The following is a 21,107-nucleotide window of genomic DNA, read 5'->3' as shown; positions in this document are numbered from 1 at the left end:
TGTGAGTGAGACAACGCACGACGGTCTGGTCGCCGTGAGCGACCTCCCGTCACCTGACGAGGGACTGGCCCCGGCCGAGCTCGCGGCCAGATACGGGCTGTCGGTGAGCGGGGCACGGCCCGGCCTGGGCGAGTACGTCGGACAGTTGTGGAGCAGGCGGCACTTCATCCTCGCCTTCTCCCAGGCCAAACTCACGGCCCAGTACAGCCAGGCCAAACTCGGCCAGCTGTGGCAGGTCGCCACCCCGCTGCTCAACGCGGGCGTCTACTTCCTGATCTTCGGCCTGCTGCTGGGCAGCCGGGGCGGGATGGACCACTCCACCTACGTGCCCTTCCTGGTGACCGGGGTCTTCGTCTTCACCTTCACCCAGAGTTCGGTGCTGGCCGGGGTGCGGGCGATCTCCGGGAACCTCGGACTGGTCCGGGCGCTGCACTTCCCCCGCGCCTCGCTGCCCGTCTCCTTCTCGCTCCAGCAACTCCAGCAGCTGCTGTTCTCCATGATCGTCCTCGCGGTGATCCTGGTCGGCTTCGGCCACTTCCCCAAGTGGTCGTGGTTCCTGATCGTGCCGACCCTGGTGCTGCAGTTCGTGTTCAACACCGGGCTGGCGCTGATCATGGCCCGGCTGGGGGCCAAGACCCCCGACCTCGCGCAGCTGATGCCCTTCGTGCTGCGCACCTGGATGTACGCCTCGGGTGTGATGTTCCCCCTCCAGTACATGCTGGTGGAGCGGGCGAAGGCGCCGTCCTGGCTGGTCGAGGTGATGCTGACCAACCCGACCACGGTCTTCATGAACCTGATGCGCCACTCGCTGCTGCAGGGCTTCGGCTCGGAGAACCTGCCGCCGCACGTCTGGCTGATCGCGCTCGGCTGGGCGCTGCTGGCCGGGGCGGGCGGCTTCGTGTACTTCTGGAAGGCGGAGGAGCGGTACGGCCGTGGCTGAGCAGAGCGTTTCCCCGAAGGCTGCCGCGCAGCCGCGTACCCCCACCGTCATCGCCGACGGGCTGCACATCGTCTACCGGGTCAACGGCGGCTCCCGCGGCAAGGGAGCGGCGACCGTGGCGATCAGCCGGATCCTCGGCCGGAAGCACACGCCCGGAATGCGCGAGGTGCACGCCGTGCGCGGGGTCAGCTTCACCGCCTACCGGGGCGAGGCGATCGGCCTGATCGGCTCCAACGGCTCCGGCAAGTCCACCTTGCTGAAGGCCATCGCCGGGCTGCTGCCGGCCGAGCGCGGGAAGGTCTACACCGACGGACAGCCCTCGCTCCTCGGGGTGAACGCCGCCCTGATGAACGACCTCACCGGCGAGCGGAACGTCTACCTCGGCGGCCTGGCGATGGGGATGTCGCCGGAGCAGGTGCGGGCGCGCTACCAGGACATCGTGGACTTCTCGGGGATCAACGAGAAGGGCGACTTCATCACCCTGCCGATGCGGACCTACTCCTCCGGGATGGCGGCCCGACTGCGGTTCTCGATCGCGGCGGCCAAGGACCACGACGTACTCATGATCGACGAGGCGCTGGCCACCGGCGACCGGAAGTTCCAGAAGCGCTCCGAGGCCCGCATCCGGGAGCTGCGCAAGGAGGCCGGCACGGTCTTCCTGGTGAGCCACAACAACAAGTCCATCCGGGACACCTGCGAGCGGGTGCTGTGGCTGGAGAAGGGTGAGCTCATCATGGACGGGCCCACCGACGAAGTGATCAAGGCGTACGAGAAGGAGACCGGCAAGTAGCCGGTCGCGGTCACGGCCCCCGCCGGGAAGAGACCGGGGTGATCGGGGAGCTGCCGGTCCGGTCGCCGGGGGAGAGTCCCACCCCTCCGCCGGGTTCGGGGGCCGTGCGCCGCGAAACACCCCGACACGCTCTGTCGCGCTACACGGCGTAAGCTGTACCGGCGCTGATTCGTGGCATGTCGGGCGATACGTTCCGGGCTCCGGGAGCCCGGTGGGAGAACGCCGCAGCGAGAGAGCGGCGTGTCCGAAATGGGATGTTCTGGGTCGGCAGTGTAGAACGGGAGATGTGACGGCTATGGCTATGGGAACTCTCCGGCTCAACGACGCGTCCGCCGTCCGACCCCTGGCCCACGGCACGGGAAGCCGGGCCGCGGGCAGGCCGCGGTGACCGCCCCCGGGCACGCGCGGACCGTTCTGGACAAGGCGGCGCACGAGAACTTCCCGGTCGCGCCCTTCTTCCTGCCGCGCGCCTGGCGCGCCGACCTGATGGCGGTCTACGGCTACGCGCGACTCGTCGACGACATCGGCGACGGCGACCTCGCCCCCGGCGGGGCCGACGCCGCGTACCTGGGCGTCGAGCCGGAACACGCCGACGACCGGCTGACGATGCTGGACGCTCTCGAGGCCGATCTGCGCCGGGTCTTCGCCGGCCCCGCGCCGGCCGGAGACCCGGACGCCCCCAGGCACCCCCTGCTCCGGGCGCTGGCGCCGACCGTACGGCGACGCGGCCTGACCCCCCGGCCCTTCCTGGACCTCATCGCGGCCAACCGCCAGGACCAGCAGGTCCGCCGCTACCCGACCTACGACGACCTGCTCGGATACTGCGAACTGTCCGCCAACCCGGTGGGGCGACTCGTCCTCGCCATCACCGGCACCACCAGCCCCGAGCGGGTACGGTGCTCCGATGCCGTGTGCACCGCCCTCCAGATCGTCGAACACCTCCAGGATGTGGCCGAGGATTTCGGACGGGACCGCATCTACCTGCCCGCCGAGGACATGAAACGCTTCGGCGTGAAGGAGAGCGACCTGGCCGAGTCGAGGGCCTCCGCCCAGGTCCGCGAGCTGATCGCCTTCCAGGCGGTGCGTGCGGGAAGGCTGCTGGACGAGGGCGCTCCACTGGTGGGCAGCGTGTCGGGACGGCTCAGACTGCTGCTGGCCGGCTTCGTGGCGGGAGGCCGGGCCGCGCTCGGCGCGATCGAGGCGCGAGAACACGACGTCCTGATGGGACCGCCGAAACCCGCCAGGCTCGGACTCCTGCGCGAGGCGGGGGCGACACTGCGAAGAGAGGGGTGAGCCGGATGGTGAACGGACCCGTACCCGCGTCCGGACCGGTGCTCGCTGCGTACCGTTACTGCGAGGCGGTGACCGGACAGCAGGCCCGTAACTTCGCTTATGGCATCAAGCTGCTGCCGACCGAGAAGCGCTACGCCATGTCGGCGTTGTACGCCTTCTCCCGCCGGGTGGACGACATCGGCGACGGCGAACTCGAGTCGACGGCGAAACACACCCGACTGGAGGACACCCGGGCGCTCCTGACCAGGATCCAGGACGGCCGGGTGGAGGAGGACGACCCGGACCCGGTCGCCGTGGCGCTCTCCCACGCCGCGGTCCGCTTCCCCATCCCGCTCAAGGGCCTGGAGGAGCTGATCGACGGAGTGGTGATGGACGTCCGCGGGGCGACCTACGAGAGCTGGGAACAGCTCCGGGGCTACTGCCGCTGCGTCGCCGGGGCCATCGGACGGCTCTCCCTGGGAGTCTTCGGCACCCGGCCGGCCACCGGTTCCTCGCCGGTGGACGCGGCTCGCGCGGCGGAGTACGCCGACACCCTCGGCCTCGCCCTCCAACTGACCAACATCCTCCGGGACCTGAGGGAGGACGCCGCCAACGGGCGCACCTACCTCCCGGCCGAGGACCTCGCCAAGTTCGGCTGCTCGGCGGGGTTCCACACGGCCGAGCCCCCGGCCGGGGCGGACTTCACCGGCCTGATGCGGTTCGAGATCCAGCGTGCCCGGGCGCTGTTCGCGGACGGCTTCCGGCTGCTCCCGCTGCTGGACCGCCGCAGCGGAGCCTGTGTCGCCGCCATGGCGGGCATCTACCGCAGACTGCTGGACCGCATCGCCCGCGACCCGGGAGCCGTTCTCCGCGGTCGGGTGTCGCTCCCCGGGCACGAGAAGGCGTATGTCGCCGTACGAGGACTCTGCGGTCTCGACGCCCGCAACGTCTCACGCCGGCTCAGCCGAGCCTCGACGGCCGGAGACCCCCGATGAGCGGGGGCGCGGGGCCGGTCGCCGGACGGCGCCGGGCCGCCCGGCGGGCCGTGGTCATCGGGGGCGGCATCGCCGGCACCACCGCCGCACTCGCCCTCGCCGACGCCGGTGTGCAGGTGGTCCTGGTCGAGGGACGGCCGCGGCTGGGTGGACTCGCCTTCTCCTTCCGGCGACCCTCCCCGGTGGGAGAACTGACGGTCGACAACGGCCACCACGTCTATCTGCGGTGCTGCACCGCCTACCGCGGCCTTCTCGACCGGATCGGCGCCGCCGAACTAGCCCCGCTCCAGAAGCGGCTCGACATCCCCGTCGTGGACGCCGAGCACCGACGGGTCAGCCGACTCCGCCGCACCGCGCTGCCGGTACCGCTGCACCTGGCCGGCTCCCTCGCCCGCTACCGGCACCTCTCGCTCCGGGAACGGCTGAGCGTGGGCCGGGCTGCGCTCGCCCTCGGCCGGCTCGACCTGGACGATCCGGAGCTGGACCGGGTGGACTTCGCCAGCTGGCTGCGGGCCAGGGGGCAGTCAGAACGCACGGTCGAGGCGCTCTGGGACCTCGTGGGGGTCGCCACCCTGAACGCCCGGGCCCACCAGGCCTCCCTCGCCCTGGCGGCCATGGTCTTCCAGACCGGCCTGCTCTCCGACCCCGGGGCGGCGGACCTCGGCTGGGCCCGCACCCCGCTCGGCGAGGTGCACCACACCCGGGCCGGCGCGGCGCTCGAAGCGGCCGGGGTGCGGGTGCTGCTGCAGACCCGGGCCGTGGAGATCCGCCGGACGGGTGAGGACGACTGGTGCGTGCCGCTCGACGTCAAGCACGGCCGGGCGGCCGGCGGCGGCGACGAAGAGCTGTGCGCCGACACCGTGGTGCTCGCGGTGCCGCAGGAGGAGGCCCACCGCCTGCTGCCCGAGGGCGCCGTCGAGCACCCGGAACGGCTGCTCGGCATCGGCACCGCCCCGATCCTCAACGCCCACGTCGTCTACGACCGCCCGGTGCTCCGGCAGCCGTTCCTCGCCGCCCTCGGCAGCAGTGTCCAGTGGGTCTTCGACCGGACCGAGGCCTCCGGAATGACCGGGGAGGGGCAGTACCTGGTGCTCTCCCAGTCGGCTGCCCAGGACGGGATCGACCAACCGGTGGCGGCGCTGCGCAAGCACTACCTGCCGGAGCTGGAGCGGCTGCTGCCGGACGCCCGGGAAGCCGAGGTGCTGGACTTCTTCGTCACCCGGGAGCGGACCGCCACCTTCGCGGCGGTGCCCGGTGTCAACGGGTTGCGGCCGGCGACCGCCACCGGGCTGCCGGGCATCCACCTGGCCGGGGCGTGGACCGACACCGGCTGGCCAGCCACCATGGAAGGGGCGGTGCGCAGCGGTACCGCCGCCGCCCGGGCGGCGGTCGCCCGACTCGCTCGTCCGGCACATCCGCCACTGGCCGTCCGGCGTCCGGCGGATCCCCAACAAGAGGCGGCCATATGACTGATTTCCCTATCTTGGCAGCCCTTCCAGCAGCCGTCAGGCTGCTTACCGGCAGCAACAGAGCGCGGGGGCGCAGCGCCGTCCCCGCGGCAGCACACACAGAGGAGAGCCAGTGAACACGGCGAACCCGGCCACCGGCACAGCCGACGTCGCCGCCCTGCTCGAGAACGGGCGGCGGCTCGCCACACCGGTGCTGCGAGCAGCCGTCGACCGGCTCGCACCCCCCATGAACACGGTCGCCGCCTACCACTTCGGCTGGATCGACGCGACCGGCAGGCCCTCCAGCGGCGACGGGGGCAAGGCGGTGCGTCCGGCCCTGGCACTGCTCTCCGCGGAGGCCGCCGGCGCCCCGCCCGAGACGGGCATCCCGGGCGCCGTCGCGGTGGAACTCGTGCACAACTTCTCGTTGCTCCACGACGACCTGATGGACGGTGACGAACAACGCCGGCACCGCGACACCGTCTGGAAGGTCCACGGCCCCGCCCAGGCCATCCTCGTCGGTGACGCCCTCTTCGCCCTGGCCAACGAGATCATCCTGGAACTCGGCACGGTGGAGGCCGGGCGCGCCGCCCGCCGGCTGACCGCCGCCACCCGGAAGCTCATCGACGGACAGGCCCAGGACATCTCCTACGAGCACCGGGAGCGGGTCACCGTCGCGGAGTGCCTGGAGATGGAGGGCAACAAGACCGGTGCCCTGCTGGCCTGCGCGCTCTCCATCGGCGCCGTCCTCGGTGGGGCCGACGACCGGACCGCGGACGTCCTGGAGGAGTACGGCCACCACCTCGGCCTCGCCTTCCAGGCAGTCGACGACCTGCTGGGCATCTGGGGGGACCCGGAGGCCACCGGTAAGCAGGCCTGGAGCGACCTGCGGCAGCGGAAGAAGTCACTCCCGGTGGTGGCCGCGCTCGCCGCCGAAGGCCCCGCCGCGCGGCGGCTCGCCGAAATCCTGGCCGCGGACGCCAAGAGCAGCGACTTCCACGCCTTCGACGAGGCCGAGTTCGCCACCCGGGCGGCGCTCATCGAGGAGGCCGGCGGACGGGCGTGGACATCCGCTGAGGCACGCCGCCAACACGCCACCGCTATCGCCACCCTGGACCGGGTGGACATGCCCGAGCACGTCCGTGAGCAGTTCGTCGCCCTCGCGGACTTCGTGGTCGTACGAGAGAAATGACGAACCACCTCGTCGCCGGACGCTCCGCGTCAGGCCCCGCCAAGGTCAGCACCGGAGCGCGCACGCACCGCCACATATGAATCGCAGTCGCCGGCCGTCGCCTCTGCTCCCGGAACCGCAGTCCCGGTGAGCAGCGGCGTCGGCCGACGGAGACCCCAGCACAGCAGACCGATCACTGCACGAAGGGGAAGCCATGACAGCGACGACCGATGGCAGCACCGGAGCCGCGACGCCTCCGGCACCCTCAGCCTCGGACCTTCTCGGCCCCGGTCCGGACACCTCCCCCGCCCTGGAGCGGGCCAAGAGCGCGACGGCCCGCGCGGTCGACCACCTGCTGAGCCGGCAGGACGCCGAAGGCTGGTGGAAGGGCGACCTCGAGACCAACGTCACCATGGACGCCGAAGACCTGATGCTCCGACAGTTCCTCGGTATCCGGGACGAAGAGACGACCGCCGCCGCGGCCCGGTACATCCGTTCCGAGCAGCGGGCGGACGGCACCTGGGCCACCTTCCACGACGGCCCGGGGGACCTGTCCACCACCATCGAGGCCTACATCGCCCTGCGGATGGCGGGTGACGCCACCGACGCGCCGCACATGGCCGCGGCGTCCGCCTGGGTGCGGGAACAGGGCGGCATCGCCGCCGCCCGGGTCTTCACCCGGATCTGGCTGGCGCTGTTCGGCTGGTGGAAGTGGGACGAGCTCCCGGAGATGCCTCCGGAGCTGATCTACCTGCCCAAGTGGTTCCCGCTCAACATCTACGCCTTCGGCAGTTGGGCCCGGCAGACGATCGTGCCGCTGACCATCGTCTCGGCGAAGCGGCCGGTGCGGCCCGCTCCCTTCGCCCTGGACGAACTGCACACCGACCCCGATCTGCCCCGCCCCCCGTTCGCCCAACCGCCGGCCACCGGCTGGGACGCAGTCTTCCGGCGGCTGGACGAGGCGCTGCGCGCCTACCGCCGGATCGCGGTCCGGCCACTGCGGCGGGCCGCGATGAACACCTGTGCCCGCTGGATCGTCGAACGCCAGGAGAACGACGGCTGCTGGGGCGGTATCCAACCGCCCGCCGTCTACTCCCTGATCGCGCTGCACCTCCTCGGCTACGACCTGGAGCACCCGGTGCTCAGCGCTGGGCTGAAGTCCCTGGACCAGTTCGCGGTCTGGCGGGAGGACGGCTCCCGCATGATCGAGGCCTGCCAGTCGCCGGTCTGGGACACCTGCCTGAGCACCGTGGCGCTCGCCGACGCCGGACTGCCCGCCGACCACCCGGCGCTGGTGAGGGCCGCCGACTGGATGCTGGGCGAGCAGGTGGTCCGCCCCGGTGACTGGTCGGTGCGGCGGCCCGGACTCACCCCGGGCGGCTGGTCGTTCGAGTTCCACAACGACAACTACCCGGACATCGACGACACCGCCGAAGTCGTCCTCGCCCTGCGCAAGGTGCGCCACCCCGACCGGGAGCGCGTCGACGCCGCGGTCCGGAGAGCGGTGCGCTGGACGTACGGCATGCAGTCCAGGGACGGCGCCTGGGGTGCGTTCGACGTGGACAACACCAGCCGTTTCCCCAACCGGCTGCCGTTCTGCGACTTCGGCGAGGTCGTCGACCCGCCCTCCGCGGATGTCACCGGACACGTGGTGGAGATGCTGGCCGCGGAGGGCCGGACCCTCGACCCGCGCACCCGAAGGGGCGTCAGGTGGCTCCTCAGGCACCAGGAGCCCAACGGCGCCTGGTTTGGACGTTGGGGAGTCAACTACCTCTACGGCACCGGGGCGGTCGTGCCGGCCCTGGTCGCCGCCGGCGTCTCCGCCTCCCACCCGTCGATCCGCCGGGCCGTCGACTGGCTGGAGCGGGCCCAGAACACCGACGGTGGCTGGGGTGAGGACCTGCGCTCCTACCCCGACCCGGAGTGGATCGGGCGTGGCGTGTCCACCGCCTCGCAGACCGGCTGGGCCCTGCTGGCCCTGCTGGCGGCCGGGCAGCGGGACGGGGCGGCGGTCCGCAGGGGCGTGGCCTGGCTGGTCGAGACCCAGCGGGAGGACGGCTCGTGGGCCGAGCCGTACTACACCGGCACCGGCTTCCCCTGGGACTTCTCGATCAACTACCACCTCTACCGCATGGTGTTCCCCCTGACCGCGCTGGGCCGCTACCTGAGCGGGGTCGCTGTGCCGGACACCCCCGAGACCGCGGCCGCCGAGCCGAGCCTCGAAAGCGTCACCCCCGCAGCAGTACAGGCCCCGCCGCGGGATTCCTGATGTCCCCGGCCGACGGCCACCGGTCTCCGCTGATGGTCGCCTGCGCGCTCGGGATCGAGCGCCTCGCCCTGAGCGGCGGCGACCACAGCGGTGCCGCCGCGGGAGAGCTGACCCTCCTGCGGACCGGCATGGGGCCGCGGGCCGCCGAGCGCGCCACCCAGCAGGCCCTCGGCTGCGGATCGCGGCTGTCCGGAGCCGCCGTGGTCGCCACCGGGTTCTGTGCGGGGCTGGTCTCCGGGATGCGGCCGGGCGATCTGGTGGTCGCCGCGGAGACCCGGGATCCGGCGGGGAAGACGCCGTGCGACGGCACCGAGGTGCTGGCCGCCGCGCTCGCCGGACTCTCCGGGGCCGGTGTCGGGCGGATCGTCCACACCGGCCCGCTGGCCGGATCGGACCATGTGGTCCGAGGGCCGGAACGCGCCGGACTGGCCGCTACCGGGGCCATCGCCGCGGACATGGAGTCGGCGGCCACCCTGCGCACCGCGGTGCAGGCCGGGGCGCGCCCGGTTGCGGCCGTACGAGTGGTCGTGGACGCCCCGGAGCACGAGCTCCTCCGGATCGGCACGCTGCACGGTGGAATATCGGCTTTCCGTGTGTTGCGCGCCGTTCTCCCCGCGTTCTTCGAATGGCACCGTTCTCTATCGCTCCCCAGGAGGTGAGCCAGATGGCCATGCCGCTCCGCCAGACCGTCCGGGTCGGGACCTACCTCTTCCAGCAGAAGCTCCGTCGGCGCGAGAAATTCCCGCTCATCGTCGAGCTCGAACCGCTCTACGCCTGCAACCTGGCGTGTGAGGGCTGCGGCAAGATCCAGCATCCGGCCGGGGTGCTCAAACAGCGCATGCCGGTGGCCCAGGCGGTGGGGGCCGTCCTTGAGTCCGGTGCCCCGATGGTCTCCATCGCCGGCGGCGAACCGCTGATGCACCCCCAGATCGGGGAGATCACCCGACAGCTCGTGGCCCGCCGCAAGTACGTCTTCCTCTGCACCAACGCCATGCTGCTCCGCAAGAAGATCGAGGAGTTCAGCCCCTCGCCCTATTTCGCCTTCGCGATCCACATCGACGGGCTGCGTGAGCGGCACGACCAGTCCGTCGCCAAGGAAGGTGTCTTCGACGAGGCCGTCGAGGCGATCAAGGAAGCCAAGCGACGCGGCTTCCGGGTCACCACCAACTCCACCTTCTTCAACACCGACACCCCGCAGACCATCGTCGAGGTGCTCGACTACCTCAATGACGATCTCCAGGTCGACGAGATGATGATCTCTCCGGCCTATGCCTACGAGAAGGCTCCGGACCAGGAGCACTTCCTCGGGGTCGAACAGACCCGCGAGCTGTTCAAGAAGGCCTTCGCCGGTGGCAACCGGCGCAGGTGGCGGCTGAACCACAGCCCGCTCTTCCTCGACTTCCTCGAAGGCAAGGTCGACTTCCCGTGCACCGCCTGGGCCATCCCCAACTACTCGATCTTCGGTTGGCAGCGTCCCTGCTACCTGATGAGCGACGGGTACGTGCCCACCTACCAGAAGCTCATCGAGGAGACCGACTGGGAAGCGTACGGCCGGGGCCGCGACCCGAGGTGTGCCAACTGCATGGCCCACTGCGGCTACGAACCGACCGCCGTCCTCGCCACCATGGGGTCGCTCAAGGAGTCGCTCCGCGCGGCGCGGGACTCCGTGAGCGGGGATCGGCCCTAGTGCCGCGTCAGGCGGCGTTCGCCCGTCGCGGACCCGCGCGCTCGCCGAGTCGGCCGAAGGCCCCGTTGGATCCCGTACCGGGCCTTCCGGCCGCCTCGCCGCCACGCGCACCGGATGCCGCTCGGCAGCGGGCAGACCTTGCCTGACACGGCGCTTGGGCCGGGCCGGCGGATCTCCGCGGACCCGCGGAGACCTCCCGGACCGGCCCCGGGGCCGGGCCCCGCCGCCGCGGCGCCCGGAGAACCACCGAGACGCTTACCTGCCGGTGAGGAGGCCAGGGCATGACCACCACCGAGACGAGCACCGGTTCCAAGGAGTTCGACCTCGCGAAGCTGCTCACCACACGTGGGGCCGAGCGGTACGAACTGCACAGCAGGCACCTCAACCACCAACTGCCCCGGATGCTGCGGACGCTCGGCTTCGACAAGGTCTACCAGCGGGCCGCCGGGGCGTACTTCTGGGACGAGGAGGGCCGCGACTACCTCGACATGCTCGCCGGTTTCGGGGTGATGGCCCTGGGCCGGCACCACCCGGTGGTCCGCAAGGCGCTGCACGACGTGCTGGACGCCTCACTGGCGGACCTCACCCGCTTCGACTGCCAGCCACTGCCGGGTCTGCTCGCCGAGAAGCTGCTGGCGTACACCCCCCACCTGGAGCGGGTCTTCTTCAGTAGCAGCGGTACCGAGGCGGTGGAGACCGCGCTGAAGTTCGCCCGCCACGCCACCGGCAGGCCCAGGATCCTCTACTGCGTGCACGGCTTCCACGGGCTGACGGCGGGTTCCCTCTCGGTCAACGGGGAGGAGAACTTCCGGGCCGGTTTCGCCCCGCTGCTACCGGACACCGCCATCGGCCTGGGCGATCTTGAGGCCCTGGAACGGGAGCTGCGGCGGGGCGATGTGGCCGCGCTGATCGTGGAACCGATCCAGGGGAAGGGGGTGCACGCCGCACCGCCCGGCTTCCTGCCCGCCGCCCAGCGGCTGCTGCACGACCACCGGGCGCTGCTGATCGCCGACGAGGTGCAGACCGGGTTGGGGCGCACCGGGGACTTCTTCGCCTACCAGCGTGATCGGGGCGTCGAGCCGGACCTGGTGTGTGTGGCCAAGGCCCTCTCCGGCGGCTACGTGCCGGTCGGTGCCACCCTCGGCAAGGAGTGGATCTTCAAGAAGGTCTACTCCTCGATGGACCGGGTCCTGGTGCACTCGGCCAGCTTCGGCGCCAACGCCCAGGCCATGGCGGCCGGCCTGGCGACGCTCGCGGTCATAGAGAACGAGGAACTCGTGTCGAACGCCAGGAGGACCGGGGAACTGCTGCGCGGTCGGCTGGCCGCCCTCGTCGACCGCTACGAGTTGCTGCACGACGTCCGCGGTCGGGGACTGATGATCGGAATCGAGTTCGGCAGGCCCGCGTCGCTCGGCCTGCGCGGTCGATGGGCCGTTCTGCAGGCTGCTCGCAAGGGATTGTTCGCGCAGATGGTGGTGGTTCCGCTGCTGCAGCGCCACCGCATCCTCACCCAGGTGTCCGGGGACCACCTGGAAGTGATCAAGCTGATCCCGCCGCTGATCATCGGCGAGGCGGAGGTGGACCGCTTCGTCGCGGCCTTCACCGCGGTGATGGACGAGGCGCACCGGGGAAGCGGGCTGATGTGGGACTTCGGCCGCACCCTGGTGCGGCAGGCGCTCTCCAACCGCTGAGATTTTTGCCTGACTGGCAATGAATTTGCCTGGCGGGAAAAGTTCTGGCTCAATCTCCCCATGAACTCCGATCCCGCACCCGGCCCCGGAGGGGAGCCCGCTCCCGCACCGCGGCCTCCCTCCGAGGGTACGCCGGAGGAGCAGCCGAGCGTGGCGCCCCGGCTGCGCCGGCTGCGGCGCGCCAGTGACCTCACTCTCGAGGCGGCGGCCCGCCGGGTCGGCCTGTCGCCGGCGTATCTGTCCCGGCTGGAGACGGGGCGACGGCAGCCCTCGCTCCCCATGCTGCTCGCGCTGGCACGCACCTACGGCACGACCGTCTCCGACCTGCTCGGTGAGACCACCCCCGAACGGGAACCGGTCATCCGCGCCGACCAGATGGAGGCCGCCGAGGCGGACGGCTGGGTCTACCGGAGGGCGGGCGCCCCGTCCGGGGCGATGCAGGCGCTGCGGGTGCAGGTGCCGCAGGGGCAGCAACGCGACCTGGTCCGGGTGCACCCGGGCGAGGAGTGGATCCACCTGCTCGACGGTGAACTGCGACTCACCCTGGGCGAGCGGGAACACCGGCTGCGGCCGGGCGACTCGGCCCACTACGACTCGATGACCCCGCACCGACTGGCCGCGACGGCCCCCGGCGGCGCGGACCTGCTCTTCGTGCACACCCTGCTCAGAAGCGCCGAGGCGGAACTCTGCCTCGGTGGCGGACTGCTCCGCGGCCGCGACCACGGCTTCACAGCACCGAGGAAGGCGACACCATGACCGAGAACACCACCGGCCCGATGAGGGGGGAGGGCCCCATGAAGGAGGAGGGGAAGTTCCCCCGCGGTCTCGTCGTACGGCTCTTCGTCTACCTCATAGCCGGCCATGTCGTCGCCGGGTTCCTCTACCTGCTCTTCCAGGTCGGGGCCGAGTGAGAGCCGAGGGTCAGGAGGGTTCGAGCATCCGCCGCCGGAGCCGTTCCCGCTGAGTCGGCCCGAACCTCAACCCTTCGGTGAGGTACCCGTCGACCGTGCCCCACTGCTCCTCGATGGCCTCGAAGGCCGCCGCCAGGTACTCGCTGCGCGCGTCGAAGAGCGGGTCCAGCAACTCCACCACTTCGCCGGACAGTCCGTCGGCGGCGTCCGCGCTGCGGCTCACCCGGTAACGGCGGTGCGGGGCGCTGCTGGCGAGGTAGTCGGCCTCGATCGCCTCGCGGCCCACCCCGAGGGCGAGCAGCGTGACCGCGACGCAGACGCCCGCCCGGTCCTTCCCCGCCGCGCAGTGCATCAGCGCCGGGACGCTCTCCTCGGCCAGGGCGTGCAGCACCCGGCTGTGCTCCGCGGTGCGGGTTTTGATCATCACCCGGTAGGTGCTGGTCATCCGGGCCGCCGCCCGCCCGTTGCCCAACTCGGCTCGAAGCCGCTCCAGATCGCCCTCCCTGACGACCTGCCAGAACTCCGCGCCGTCCGACGGGTCGGTGAGCGGGATGTTCACGTTCCGCACCCCCGGCAGGGAGACGTCGGGGCCTTCGAGCGCGATGTCGGCTTCGTTGCGGAAGTCGAAGACCGTGTGCAGGCCCAGTGAGTCGAGGTAGGCCGCGTCCTCCGGGGTCGCGCCGGCGAGGTGACCGCTGCGGAAGAGCAGCCCCGCCCGGACCCGCCGCCCGTCCGAGGTCGGGACGCCGCCCAGATCGCGGAAGTTGCGCACCCCTGCCAGCTGGGGCTCTGTCGACGGAACTTGCGGGGTCTGCGTCACGGTGCTCCTTGCTGTCGACCGTCGGTGGCCGCGGTGGGAGGGGCCGGCCTCGACGATACGACATGGCGCGGTCCAAAAAGGGCGACCGGCGGATTCCGTTGCGCGGCAGCGCCGGACGGCGCTCTCCGGGCCGACCTGCGCCGGGCCTCAGCGGGTCGGTCTGCCGTGCGACAGATAGGCCCACACGACCTGACCGCGCCCGCTCTCGTGTGGGCGCACGCCCCAGTCGTCCGCCACCGCGCCGACGAGCAGCAGGCCGCGCCCGCCCTCGTCCTCGGAGTCGCGGACCCGGGGTTCGACCTCCGCGCAGCCCTGGTCGACGACCTCCACCCGGAGTCGGGAGCCGACGATGCGCAGGGAGCAGATGATCTTCACGCTGTCGGTGTGGCGTACGGCGTTGGTGAACAGTTCGGAGACCACGAGCTCGGCGTCGGCGCCGAGTTCCTCGTCCATCCCCCATTCGCGTAGCACCGTGAGCGCACGCCGCCTCGCCTTGGAGACCGAGGAGTTCAGAGCGGGCAGGTGGAAGGTGTCCTGAAGGCGCTGGGCGACAGAGCCGCCGGAGCGTCCCGATCGGAGAGCGTCGTAGGGGATGACCACACCGCCACTATGCAATCCGTTGGCGACGCCTGGCAAGGATCAATCTGTAAATTACAGAATCGAAAACACAGTCTGGCTTGCCCAGTTGAAGGCGTGACACACTGCCACCAGCCAAGTCGCTTGGAGGGGATGGGCAGTGAGAGAAGTGCGGTCGGGTGGAGCTCCGACCGTCCTACGCGTCGTTCTGGGCAAGCGGCTGCAGGCCTTGCGGGAGAACGCCGAGCTCTCCTACGAACAGGCGGGTCAGGCTCTCGACGTCACCCACGCCACCATCCGCCGGATGGAGAAGGCCGAGGTGGGCCTCAAGATCCCGTACGTCGAGAAGCTGCTGGAGACCTACGGGGTCGTCGACGAGGGCGAGATCGAGGGGTTCGTCTCGTTGGCCCGCGAGGCCAACCAGCCCGGCTGGTGGCACCGGTTCCGCGACGTGCTCCCCGAGTGGTTCAGCGTCTTCGTCAGCCTCGAGCAAGAGGCCAACCTCATCCGTGCCTACGAACCGCACTACGTCCCCGGGCTGCTGCAGACGGCGGAGTACGCGCACGCGGCGCTCAGAGCGGGGATGCCGCACGCCGCCGAGGAGGAGATCGAGCGGGGGGTGGCCCTCCGGCGCGAACGCCAGTCGGTCCTGGAGCGCGAGGACGCCCCCCTGCTCTGGGTGGTGATGGACGAGACGGTGCTCCGCCGTCCCATCGGCGGCCCCGACGTCATGCGGGACCAGATCACCAGGCTGCTGGAGGCGACCTCGATGCCGAACGTCAGGCTCCAGGTCATCCCGTTCGCCGCCGGACCGCATCCGGCGATGTACGGGCCGTTCCACATCTTCCGGTTCCCGGTGCCAGAACTACCGGACATCGCTTACTGCGAGAGCCTCATCGGCGCCGAGTACTTCGATCGACAAGACGATGTGTCGGCCTTTCGCGAGGCTCTGGACCGGATGTGCGCGCAGGCCGCGCCGGTACACACCACCCAGGCTCTGCTGGGTGGCATTCGCAAGGAGATCTGAACGATGGATCGCATATACAACGGCATGCCCGCCCGGGAGCTCGGCAGCGAGGGCTGGCACAAGCCGTGGAGCGGCGGCAACGGGGGAAGCTGCGTCGAAGCCATGCGGCTCGGCGACGGACGCGTTGCGCTGCGCCAGTCCACCGACCCCGACGGCCCCGCACTGATCTACACGCATCACGAGATGGCCAGCTTCATCCGGGGCGCCAAGGACGGCGACGCTGACTTCCTGCTCACCTGACCCGGTCGCGGGGCGATCGGGAACCAGCAGCGAAGACCAGCGGAGGGGAGAGGGATATGACGGAGCAGGGCTTTCCCGTCGAACAGATCGACACCAGCAGACCGCATCCGGCGCGGATGTACGACTACTACCTCGGGGGCCGGGACAACTACGAGGTCGACCGCCGCGCCGCCGAGGAGGTCATCAGGATGGTCCCCGAGGCGCTGGTGAGCGCCCAGGCCAACCGGGCCTTCCTCCACCGGGCGGTGCGCCATGTGGTGGGGAAGGGGGTCCGGCAGATCATCGACATCGGCACCGGTATCCCCACCTCGCCGAACACCCACGAGGTGGCCCGGGAGGTCGCCGCGGACGTCCGGGTCGCCTACGTGGACAACGATCCGATCGTCGCCACCCACGCCGGCGCCAAGCTGATCAACCAGGGAGGCGCGAGCTTCGTCCTCGGTGACATCCGGGAGCCGGAGGCCATCCTCCGGCACCCCCGGATACAGGGGCTCATCGACTTCACGGAGCCGGTGGCGCTGCTCCTGGTCGCGGTGATGCACTTCATCACCGACGAGGAGGACCCGGCCGGCATCGTCGCCACCCTCAGCGAGGCCCTGCCCAAGGGCAGTTATCTCGTGCTCACCCATGGCACCGCCGACTTCCACGGCGAGATCGGCGAGGACGAGGACGCCCGCGAGGTCTACAAGAACGCCACCGCGCACCTGACGGTCCGGCCCTACGACGAGGTCCGCCCGCTCTTCAAGGGGTACGAACTCCTGGAGCCGGGCCTGGTGCAGGCCTCCAGGTGGCGGCCGGATGACGCGGTCCGGGAGTCCGAGGAGCACCGGAAGGTCAGTTTCTACGGAGGGGTCGGGCGGAAGGTCTGACCGAACCGGCCGGTGACCGCCGGGCCTGCTTCCGGAGCTGCCCGGCGGTCACCGGCCGGAACCGTCCCCCGGCCGATATCCGGATGCGGCGCGGACCTGCCGCCCGCCATGCTGGACCATGGTTTGGCGATGGACACACACCACCGATCCGGCGCAACTCGCGACCGCCGCCGGCGGGCTCCTCAGGAAGCGGCCCGTCGCCCACACCCTGCTGGTGTCGGTGACGCACTCGCTGCGAAGGATCGGCGACCGCAGGTTCGGCGACCGGCATCCCCGGTTCGGCTGGTGGCACGATGACCACGGAACCGTGGACGGCGTCTTCATATGGACCCCGCCCTTCCCAGCCCTGCTGTCGGAGATGCCGGCGGCGGCGGTGGAGCAGCTCGCTGCGTCGGCAGCCGGCGGAGACCCCCATCTCACCGGAGTGAACGCCGAGCGGAGCGTCGCCGAGAGCTTCGCCGCGGCCTGGCGGCGTACCACCGGGGAACAGCCACGGCTCGCGCGGTCCGACAGGCTGCACCGGCTGGCCCGCCTCACCGCGCCCCGCACCGGAGCAGCGGGGCGCAGCAGAGTGGCCGGCCCGTCGGACCAGGCCCTGCTGGTCGAGTGGTGTGCCGCGTTCGAACGGGAGACCTCCGGCTCGACGGACCGCTCCCGTCAGCACCAGGCCGTCGAGGAACGCCTGGCACACGGCGGCCTCACCCTCTGGGAGGACGACGGTCAACCCCGATCCCTCGCGGGCAACACCGTACCCTCGACGGAGTGGTGCGCGTCGGCCCCGTCTACACCCCGCCCGAGCACCGCGGCCGTGGCTACGCCGCGATGGCGACCGCCGCGGTCAGCCGAGCGGCCCTCGACTCCGGCGCCCGGGAAGTGCTGCTCTTCACCGACCTCGCCAACCCCACGAGCAACGCCCTGTACCACCGGCTCGGCTACCGACCCGTGCAGGACCACCTCGTCCTCTCCCTGACCCCCGAGGAGCACACCGCGGACCGAAACCGCTCGGCCAGATCGCTGCCGGGTGAGGCGGACGGCGGCCTGGCGGGAAAGGGAAGAGAGAGCCCCCGAACCCGACTGGAGGAAGCGCAGTGACGCCACAGACCGACCATCTGCCGACCACCGGAGGCACCCAGGTGGCCGTCCACACCTGGCTGCCGGCGGGCCGGCCACCGAGGGCGCTGCTCCAGATCGCCCACGGAGCGGCCGAACACGCACTGCGCTATGACCGGTTCGCCCGGTTCCTGGTCGACCACGGATACGGCGTGGTCGCGTCCGACCACCGCGGTCACGGTGGGACGGCCGCCTCGACGGGCGGCTACGGAATCGTCGGCCCGGACAGCTGGCGGGGCATCGTGGCGGATCTACGGGCGGTCGGAGACCGGGCGCGCCGCGAACACCCCGAGGCGCCGTTGATCCTGCTGGGCCACAGCATGGGCTCGATGCTGGCCCGGGACTGCGCGCAGGAGTACGGCCGCGAACTCGGCGGGCTGATCCTCTCCGGTACGTTCCGTTCCCTGCCCGGCGCGGAGATCGAAGGCTCCATCAGGCAACTGGAGCGGGAGATCGCCGACAACGGGCGCCGAGCCGTCTCGTCCTACGTCCCGGACCTCTTCGCCTCCTTCAACGACCCCTACGAACACCGCACCGGCTTCGAATGGCTCTCCCGGGACGAGGCGGAGGTCGACCGGTACGTGGCGGACGACCGCTGCGGGTTCCCGTTCAGCGCCGGCCTGGCCCTCGACTGGGTGATGGCCGTCCGCAAGATCAACGACCCAGGCAACCTCACCCGGATCCCGGCGGAACTCCCGGTACACATCGCCGTCGGCACCGAGGACCCGTGCAACCAGCGCATGACGCTGGTCTACGAACTCCTGGAGGACTTCCGCTGGCTCGGCACGCGGGAGCTGAGCTGGAAGGGGTATCCCGGCGCGCGCCACGAGATCCTCAACGAGACCAACCGGGACGAGGTCCAGCAGGACCTGCTGGCCTGGTTGGAACAGCACAGCTGAGGACACCCGGTGCGGCCCGGGCGGCACCGGCTCCGACCGGGCGGGTGTTCAGGGCCGGGCCGGCAGGAACCCCGTGATCCGCTCACGGAGCGAACGCGGATCGAGCCCCTGCCCGGCGAGGTGCTCCTCCATCGACCCGTAACGGCGCAGTTCACGCTTGGCCACGCCGAGGCCGAGCACCCGGTGTGGCCGGTCCAGGAGCGTCTCGCTGACGGCGGCGACCGAAGTGCCGGCCAGATACGGTTCGACGAGCACCACATCGGCCACCCCGGGGGAGGAGGCGGCCGCCCGCAGCGCACGCTGGTCGAACGGCCGCACCGTCGCGGCGTAGAGCACGGTCACATCCAGTCCCTCGACCGCCTCCAGCACGTTGTCCAGCATCGGCCCCACAGCCAGGACCAGCCCGCCGGTGCCCTCCCGGACGGTCTGGAACCCCTCCCCGTCCGCGGTGCGCGCCAGCCGATTGCTCTGGAGCGAGAGCCGGACGTAGACCCGGTCGTCGCCGGCCGCGGCCGCCTGTCGCAGCAGGGCCTCGGCCTCGTCGGGATGGCCCGGTACGTGGACGGTCCAGCCGTCGAGGGTGTCCAGCAGGGCCACGTCTCCCGGCGCCATGTGCGTGTGACCGCCGGCCGGCCAGTCGTAGGAAGCTCCGGCGCTCACCAACACGGCCCCCGTCCCCTGGTGGCCGAAGTCCAGTTTGACCTGTTCGAACGGCCGCTCCACCAGGAAACTGGCGAAGGTGTGCACGATCGGGCGCATACCCGTGAGCGCCAGCCCACCGGCCGCGCCCACCAGCAGTTGCTCCCGGATGCCGACGTTGATCACCCGGTCGGGGTGGCGCCGCTCGGCCTTCCGGAAGCCGTCCCTGCCGATCTCGGCGAGCAGGAGGGCGAGCCGTCGATCCTCGTCGAGCAGTCGGGAGACGGTGGTGGCGAAGCGCTCGCGCATGGTGTCCATGGCAGAAGCCTTTCGGTTCGGTGCGATTCAGTTCCTGGGCTCCACCCGGGCGACGACCACGTGCGGCCGGCCGGGGTGCGGTGCCGTGTACGCCGCGTACAGGGCCTCGTGGTCACGGCCGTCGACCGTCCTCGCGGACCATCCCGCGGCTTCGAAGAGGGCGGCGATCCCGCCGGGCCACCGGTGGGAGGCGGAGGCGTTGTCGACGACGAGCGTGTGCAGCCCTTCCAGTCCCACAACGCCGGCGTAGGCGATGGCCTCGCTGTTACTTCCCTCGTCCAGTTCGGCGTCGCCGACCAGCACCCACACCCGCGGGTCGGTACGGCCCTGCGCCCGCAGGCCGAGGGCGGTGCCCACCGCCAGCGGCAGGCCGTGCCCCAGCGATCCGCTGCCGATCTCCACGCCGGGGACGAGTACCCGGTCGGGGTGGTGCCCGAGGGGCGAGTCGTACGCTCCGAAGCCGGGCAGCAGTTCAACGGGGAGGAAGCCCTTCGCCGCGAGCACGGCGTAGTAGGCCATCGGGCCGTGCCCCTTGGAGAGCAGGAACCGGTCCCGCTCGGGGTGGTCCGCGGTGCTGGGGGAGACCCGGAGCACCCGGTCGTAGAGGACCCAGAGCGCGTCGAGCGTCGAGGTCGCGGCCGGTCCGTGCTTCTCGTCGCCGGTCATCAGGCTCATCAGGTCCGAGAGCCCGCTGTAACCCATGCCCCCAGGGGGCGCTGTGGAAGTCATGACAGAGATCGTGCAATGTCAAGTTCACTTGAGGTCAAGCGCTAGGGTTCCCCCCATGACGAAGCCCCCGGCAGACTCCACGACCAGGCGACCGACAGCGGCGGAAGAACAGCCGCCGGAGGTCGTGGCCCGAGCGGTGGGCCGCGCCTCCGGCGGGCCGCCCGGACCGAAGGCCCGAGTGGTCCGGCAGACGGGGAGGCGGGAACGCCTGGCCATCGGCGAACTGGCGAACCGCAGCGGACTGGCCCCTTCAGCCCTCCGCTACTACGAGGAACTCGGCCTGATCCGGGCCGACCGCACCTCCGGCGGCCACCGCCAGTACGCCCGCTCCACCCTGCGCCGTCTCGCCTTCATCCGGGCGGCGCAGCAGGTGGGCCTCACCCTGGAGGAGACCGGGCGGGCCCTCTCCCGCCTCCCGGAGGACCGCGCGCCCAACGCGACCCAGTGGAACGCGGTCGCCCGTACCTGGACCCGCCGGATCGACGAGCGGATCGAGGAGCTGGAGCGGCTCCGGGAACGGCTGACCGGCTGCATCGGCTGTGGTTGTCTGTCGCTGCGCAAGTGCGCTCTGTACAACCCGGGGGACGTCGCCTCGAACAGCGGATCGGGCGCCCGCTACCTGCTGGGCGATGACCCCGAACCGCGGTCCGAGGGCGGTCGCTGAACGGGGAACCGGCCTCGGCGGACGGGTGATCCCGGCCGGCGG

At 71.2% G+C, this 21,107-nt stretch carries 22 protein-coding genes; 18 read left to right on the top strand and 4 right to left on the bottom strand.

The genetic code is table 11. The features are described 5' to 3' along the window. Position 1 precedes the first annotated feature (1 nt). The 12 genes from BGP73_RS05430 to BGP73_RS22985 all read left to right on the top strand — a co-directional run bounded on the left by BGP73_RS05430 (position 2) and on the right by BGP73_RS22985 (position 13,174). Complete coding sequence (locus tag BGP73_RS05430) at positions 2 to 940, top strand: ABC transporter permease (protein ID WP_069812321.1); 939 nt, start codon at positions 2 to 4, stop codon at positions 938 to 940. Next, positions 933 to 1,730: an ABC transporter ATP-binding protein gene (locus tag BGP73_RS05425; RefSeq protein ID WP_069812320.1), complete on the top strand. Its 798-nt coding sequence runs from the start codon at positions 933 to 935 to the stop codon at positions 1,728 to 1,730. The genes BGP73_RS05430 and BGP73_RS05425 overlap by 8 nt, the downstream gene beginning before the upstream one ends. Before the next feature lie 384 nt (positions 1,731 to 2,114). After that, the gene (hpnC, locus tag BGP73_RS05420) at positions 2,115 to 3,023 is read left to right on the top strand and encodes a squalene synthase HpnC (protein ID WP_069812319.1); all 909 of its coding nucleotides are present in this window, start codon (positions 2,115 to 2,117) and stop codon (positions 3,021 to 3,023) included. 5 nt (positions 3,024 to 3,028) lie between these two features. Beyond that, positions 3,029 to 3,997 (top strand): presqualene diphosphate synthase HpnD, encoded by a 969-nt coding sequence (hpnD, locus tag BGP73_RS05415; protein ID WP_069812907.1) that lies wholly within the window; start codon positions 3,029 to 3,031, stop codon positions 3,995 to 3,997. Continuing rightward, entirely contained in the window at positions 3,994 to 5,466 is a 1,473-nt protein-coding gene (gene hpnE, locus BGP73_RS05410; RefSeq protein WP_069812318.1) for a hydroxysqualene dehydroxylase HpnE, read from the top strand. Before hpnD ends, hpnE begins: the two co-directional genes overlap by 4 nt. Positions 5,467 to 5,578: 112 nt before the next feature. Continuing rightward, entirely contained in the window at positions 5,579 to 6,637 is a 1,059-nt protein-coding gene (locus tag BGP73_RS05405) for a polyprenyl synthetase family protein (RefSeq protein ID WP_069812317.1), read from the top strand. A gap of 193 nt (positions 6,638 to 6,830) precedes the next feature. Further along, a complete protein-coding gene (shc, locus tag BGP73_RS05400) occupies positions 6,831 to 8,885 on the top strand; it encodes a squalene--hopene cyclase (RefSeq protein WP_069812316.1) in 2,055 nt (684 codons plus the stop codon). After that, positions 8,885 to 9,544, top strand: a complete 660-nt coding sequence (locus BGP73_RS05395) for a phosphorylase family protein (RefSeq protein WP_069812315.1) — start codon at positions 8,885 to 8,887, stop codon at positions 9,542 to 9,544. Before shc ends, BGP73_RS05395 begins: the two co-directional genes overlap by 1 nt. 5 nt (positions 9,545 to 9,549) lie before the next feature. Then, positions 9,550 to 10,572 carry an adenosyl-hopene transferase HpnH gene (gene hpnH / locus BGP73_RS05390; protein ID WP_069812314.1) on the top strand — a complete coding sequence of 341 codons (1,023 nt, stop codon included), beginning with the start codon at positions 9,550 to 9,552 and terminating at the stop codon, positions 10,570 to 10,572. 281 nt (positions 10,573 to 10,853) lie between these two features. Further along, positions 10,854 to 12,263, top strand: coding sequence for an aspartate aminotransferase family protein (locus tag BGP73_RS05385; protein ID WP_069812313.1), 1,410 nt, complete (start codon positions 10,854 to 10,856; stop codon positions 12,261 to 12,263). A gap of 60 nt (positions 12,264 to 12,323) precedes the next feature. Beyond that, positions 12,324 to 13,019, top strand: a complete 696-nt coding sequence (locus BGP73_RS05380; RefSeq protein WP_069812312.1) for a helix-turn-helix domain-containing protein — start codon at positions 12,324 to 12,326, stop codon at positions 13,017 to 13,019. Between the two features lie 20 nt (positions 13,020 to 13,039). Then, complete coding sequence (locus tag BGP73_RS22985; protein ID WP_244501119.1) at positions 13,040 to 13,174, top strand: DUF6126 family protein; 135 nt, start codon at positions 13,040 to 13,042, stop codon at positions 13,172 to 13,174. Positions 13,175 to 13,184: 10 nt separating this feature from the next. Here BGP73_RS22985 and BGP73_RS05375 read toward each other — a convergent pair whose 3' ends face one another. Continuing rightward, a complete protein-coding gene (locus BGP73_RS05375) occupies positions 13,185 to 13,994 on the bottom strand; it encodes a tyrosine-protein phosphatase (protein ID WP_069812311.1) in 810 nt (269 codons plus the stop codon). 147 nt (positions 13,995 to 14,141) lie between these two features. Beyond that, positions 14,142 to 14,594, bottom strand: coding sequence for an ATP-binding protein (locus tag BGP73_RS05370; RefSeq protein WP_244501098.1), 453 nt, complete (start codon positions 14,592 to 14,594; stop codon positions 14,142 to 14,144). Positions 14,595 to 14,730: 136 nt separating this feature from the next. Here BGP73_RS05370 and BGP73_RS05365 point away from each other — a divergent pair, with 136 nt between their 5' ends. The 5 genes from BGP73_RS05365 to BGP73_RS05345 all read left to right on the top strand — a co-directional run bounded on the left by BGP73_RS05365 (position 14,731) and on the right by BGP73_RS05345 (position 18,715). Continuing rightward, on the top strand, positions 14,731 to 15,597 hold the full coding sequence (locus BGP73_RS05365; protein WP_069812310.1) for a helix-turn-helix domain-containing protein: 867 nt from the start codon (positions 14,731 to 14,733) through the stop codon (positions 15,595 to 15,597). Positions 15,598 to 15,600: 3 nt separating this feature from the next. Next, complete coding sequence (locus BGP73_RS05360) at positions 15,601 to 15,837, top strand: DUF397 domain-containing protein (RefSeq protein WP_069812309.1); 237 nt, start codon at positions 15,601 to 15,603, stop codon at positions 15,835 to 15,837. 56 nt (positions 15,838 to 15,893) lie between these two features. After that, a complete protein-coding gene (locus tag BGP73_RS05355; protein WP_069812308.1) occupies positions 15,894 to 16,706 on the top strand; it encodes an SAM-dependent methyltransferase in 813 nt (270 codons plus the stop codon). A gap of 762 nt (positions 16,707 to 17,468) precedes the next feature. Continuing rightward, positions 17,469 to 17,798: a GNAT family N-acetyltransferase gene (locus tag BGP73_RS23445; RefSeq protein WP_244501097.1), complete on the top strand. Its 330-nt coding sequence runs from the start codon at positions 17,469 to 17,471 to the stop codon at positions 17,796 to 17,798. Continuing rightward, positions 17,795 to 18,715 carry an alpha/beta fold hydrolase gene (locus BGP73_RS05345; protein WP_069812306.1) on the top strand — a complete coding sequence of 307 codons (921 nt, stop codon included), beginning with the start codon at positions 17,795 to 17,797 and terminating at the stop codon, positions 18,713 to 18,715. The genes BGP73_RS23445 and BGP73_RS05345 overlap by 4 nt, the downstream gene beginning before the upstream one ends. A 48-nt stretch (positions 18,716 to 18,763) precedes the next feature. Here BGP73_RS05345 and BGP73_RS05340 read toward each other — a convergent pair whose 3' ends face one another. Both BGP73_RS05340 and BGP73_RS05335 read right to left on the bottom strand, forming a co-directional pair. After that, the gene (locus BGP73_RS05340) at positions 18,764 to 19,672 is read right to left on the bottom strand and encodes a transketolase family protein (RefSeq protein WP_069812305.1); all 909 of its coding nucleotides are present in this window, start codon (positions 19,670 to 19,672) and stop codon (positions 18,764 to 18,766) included. Between the two features lie 27 nt (positions 19,673 to 19,699). Next, positions 19,700 to 20,401, bottom strand: coding sequence for a transketolase (locus BGP73_RS05335; RefSeq protein WP_069812304.1), 702 nt, complete (start codon positions 20,399 to 20,401; stop codon positions 19,700 to 19,702). 55 nt (positions 20,402 to 20,456) lie between these two features. On the opposite strand from BGP73_RS05335, the gene soxR reads away from it, so the two are divergent. Beyond that, the gene (gene soxR / locus BGP73_RS05330; RefSeq protein WP_079127215.1) at positions 20,457 to 21,065 is read left to right on the top strand and encodes a redox-sensitive transcriptional activator SoxR; all 609 of its coding nucleotides are present in this window, start codon (positions 20,457 to 20,459) and stop codon (positions 21,063 to 21,065) included. The last annotated feature ends 42 nt before the right edge of the window (positions 21,066 to 21,107 follow it).

Source organism: Streptomyces sp. TP-A0874 (assembly GCF_001748085.1).
Lineage (GTDB): Bacteria > Actinomycetota > Actinomycetes > Streptomycetales > Streptomycetaceae > Streptomyces.
The sequence above is the reverse complement of the archived record's forward strand: the minus strand, read 5'-3'. Positions and strand labels throughout refer to the sequence as shown.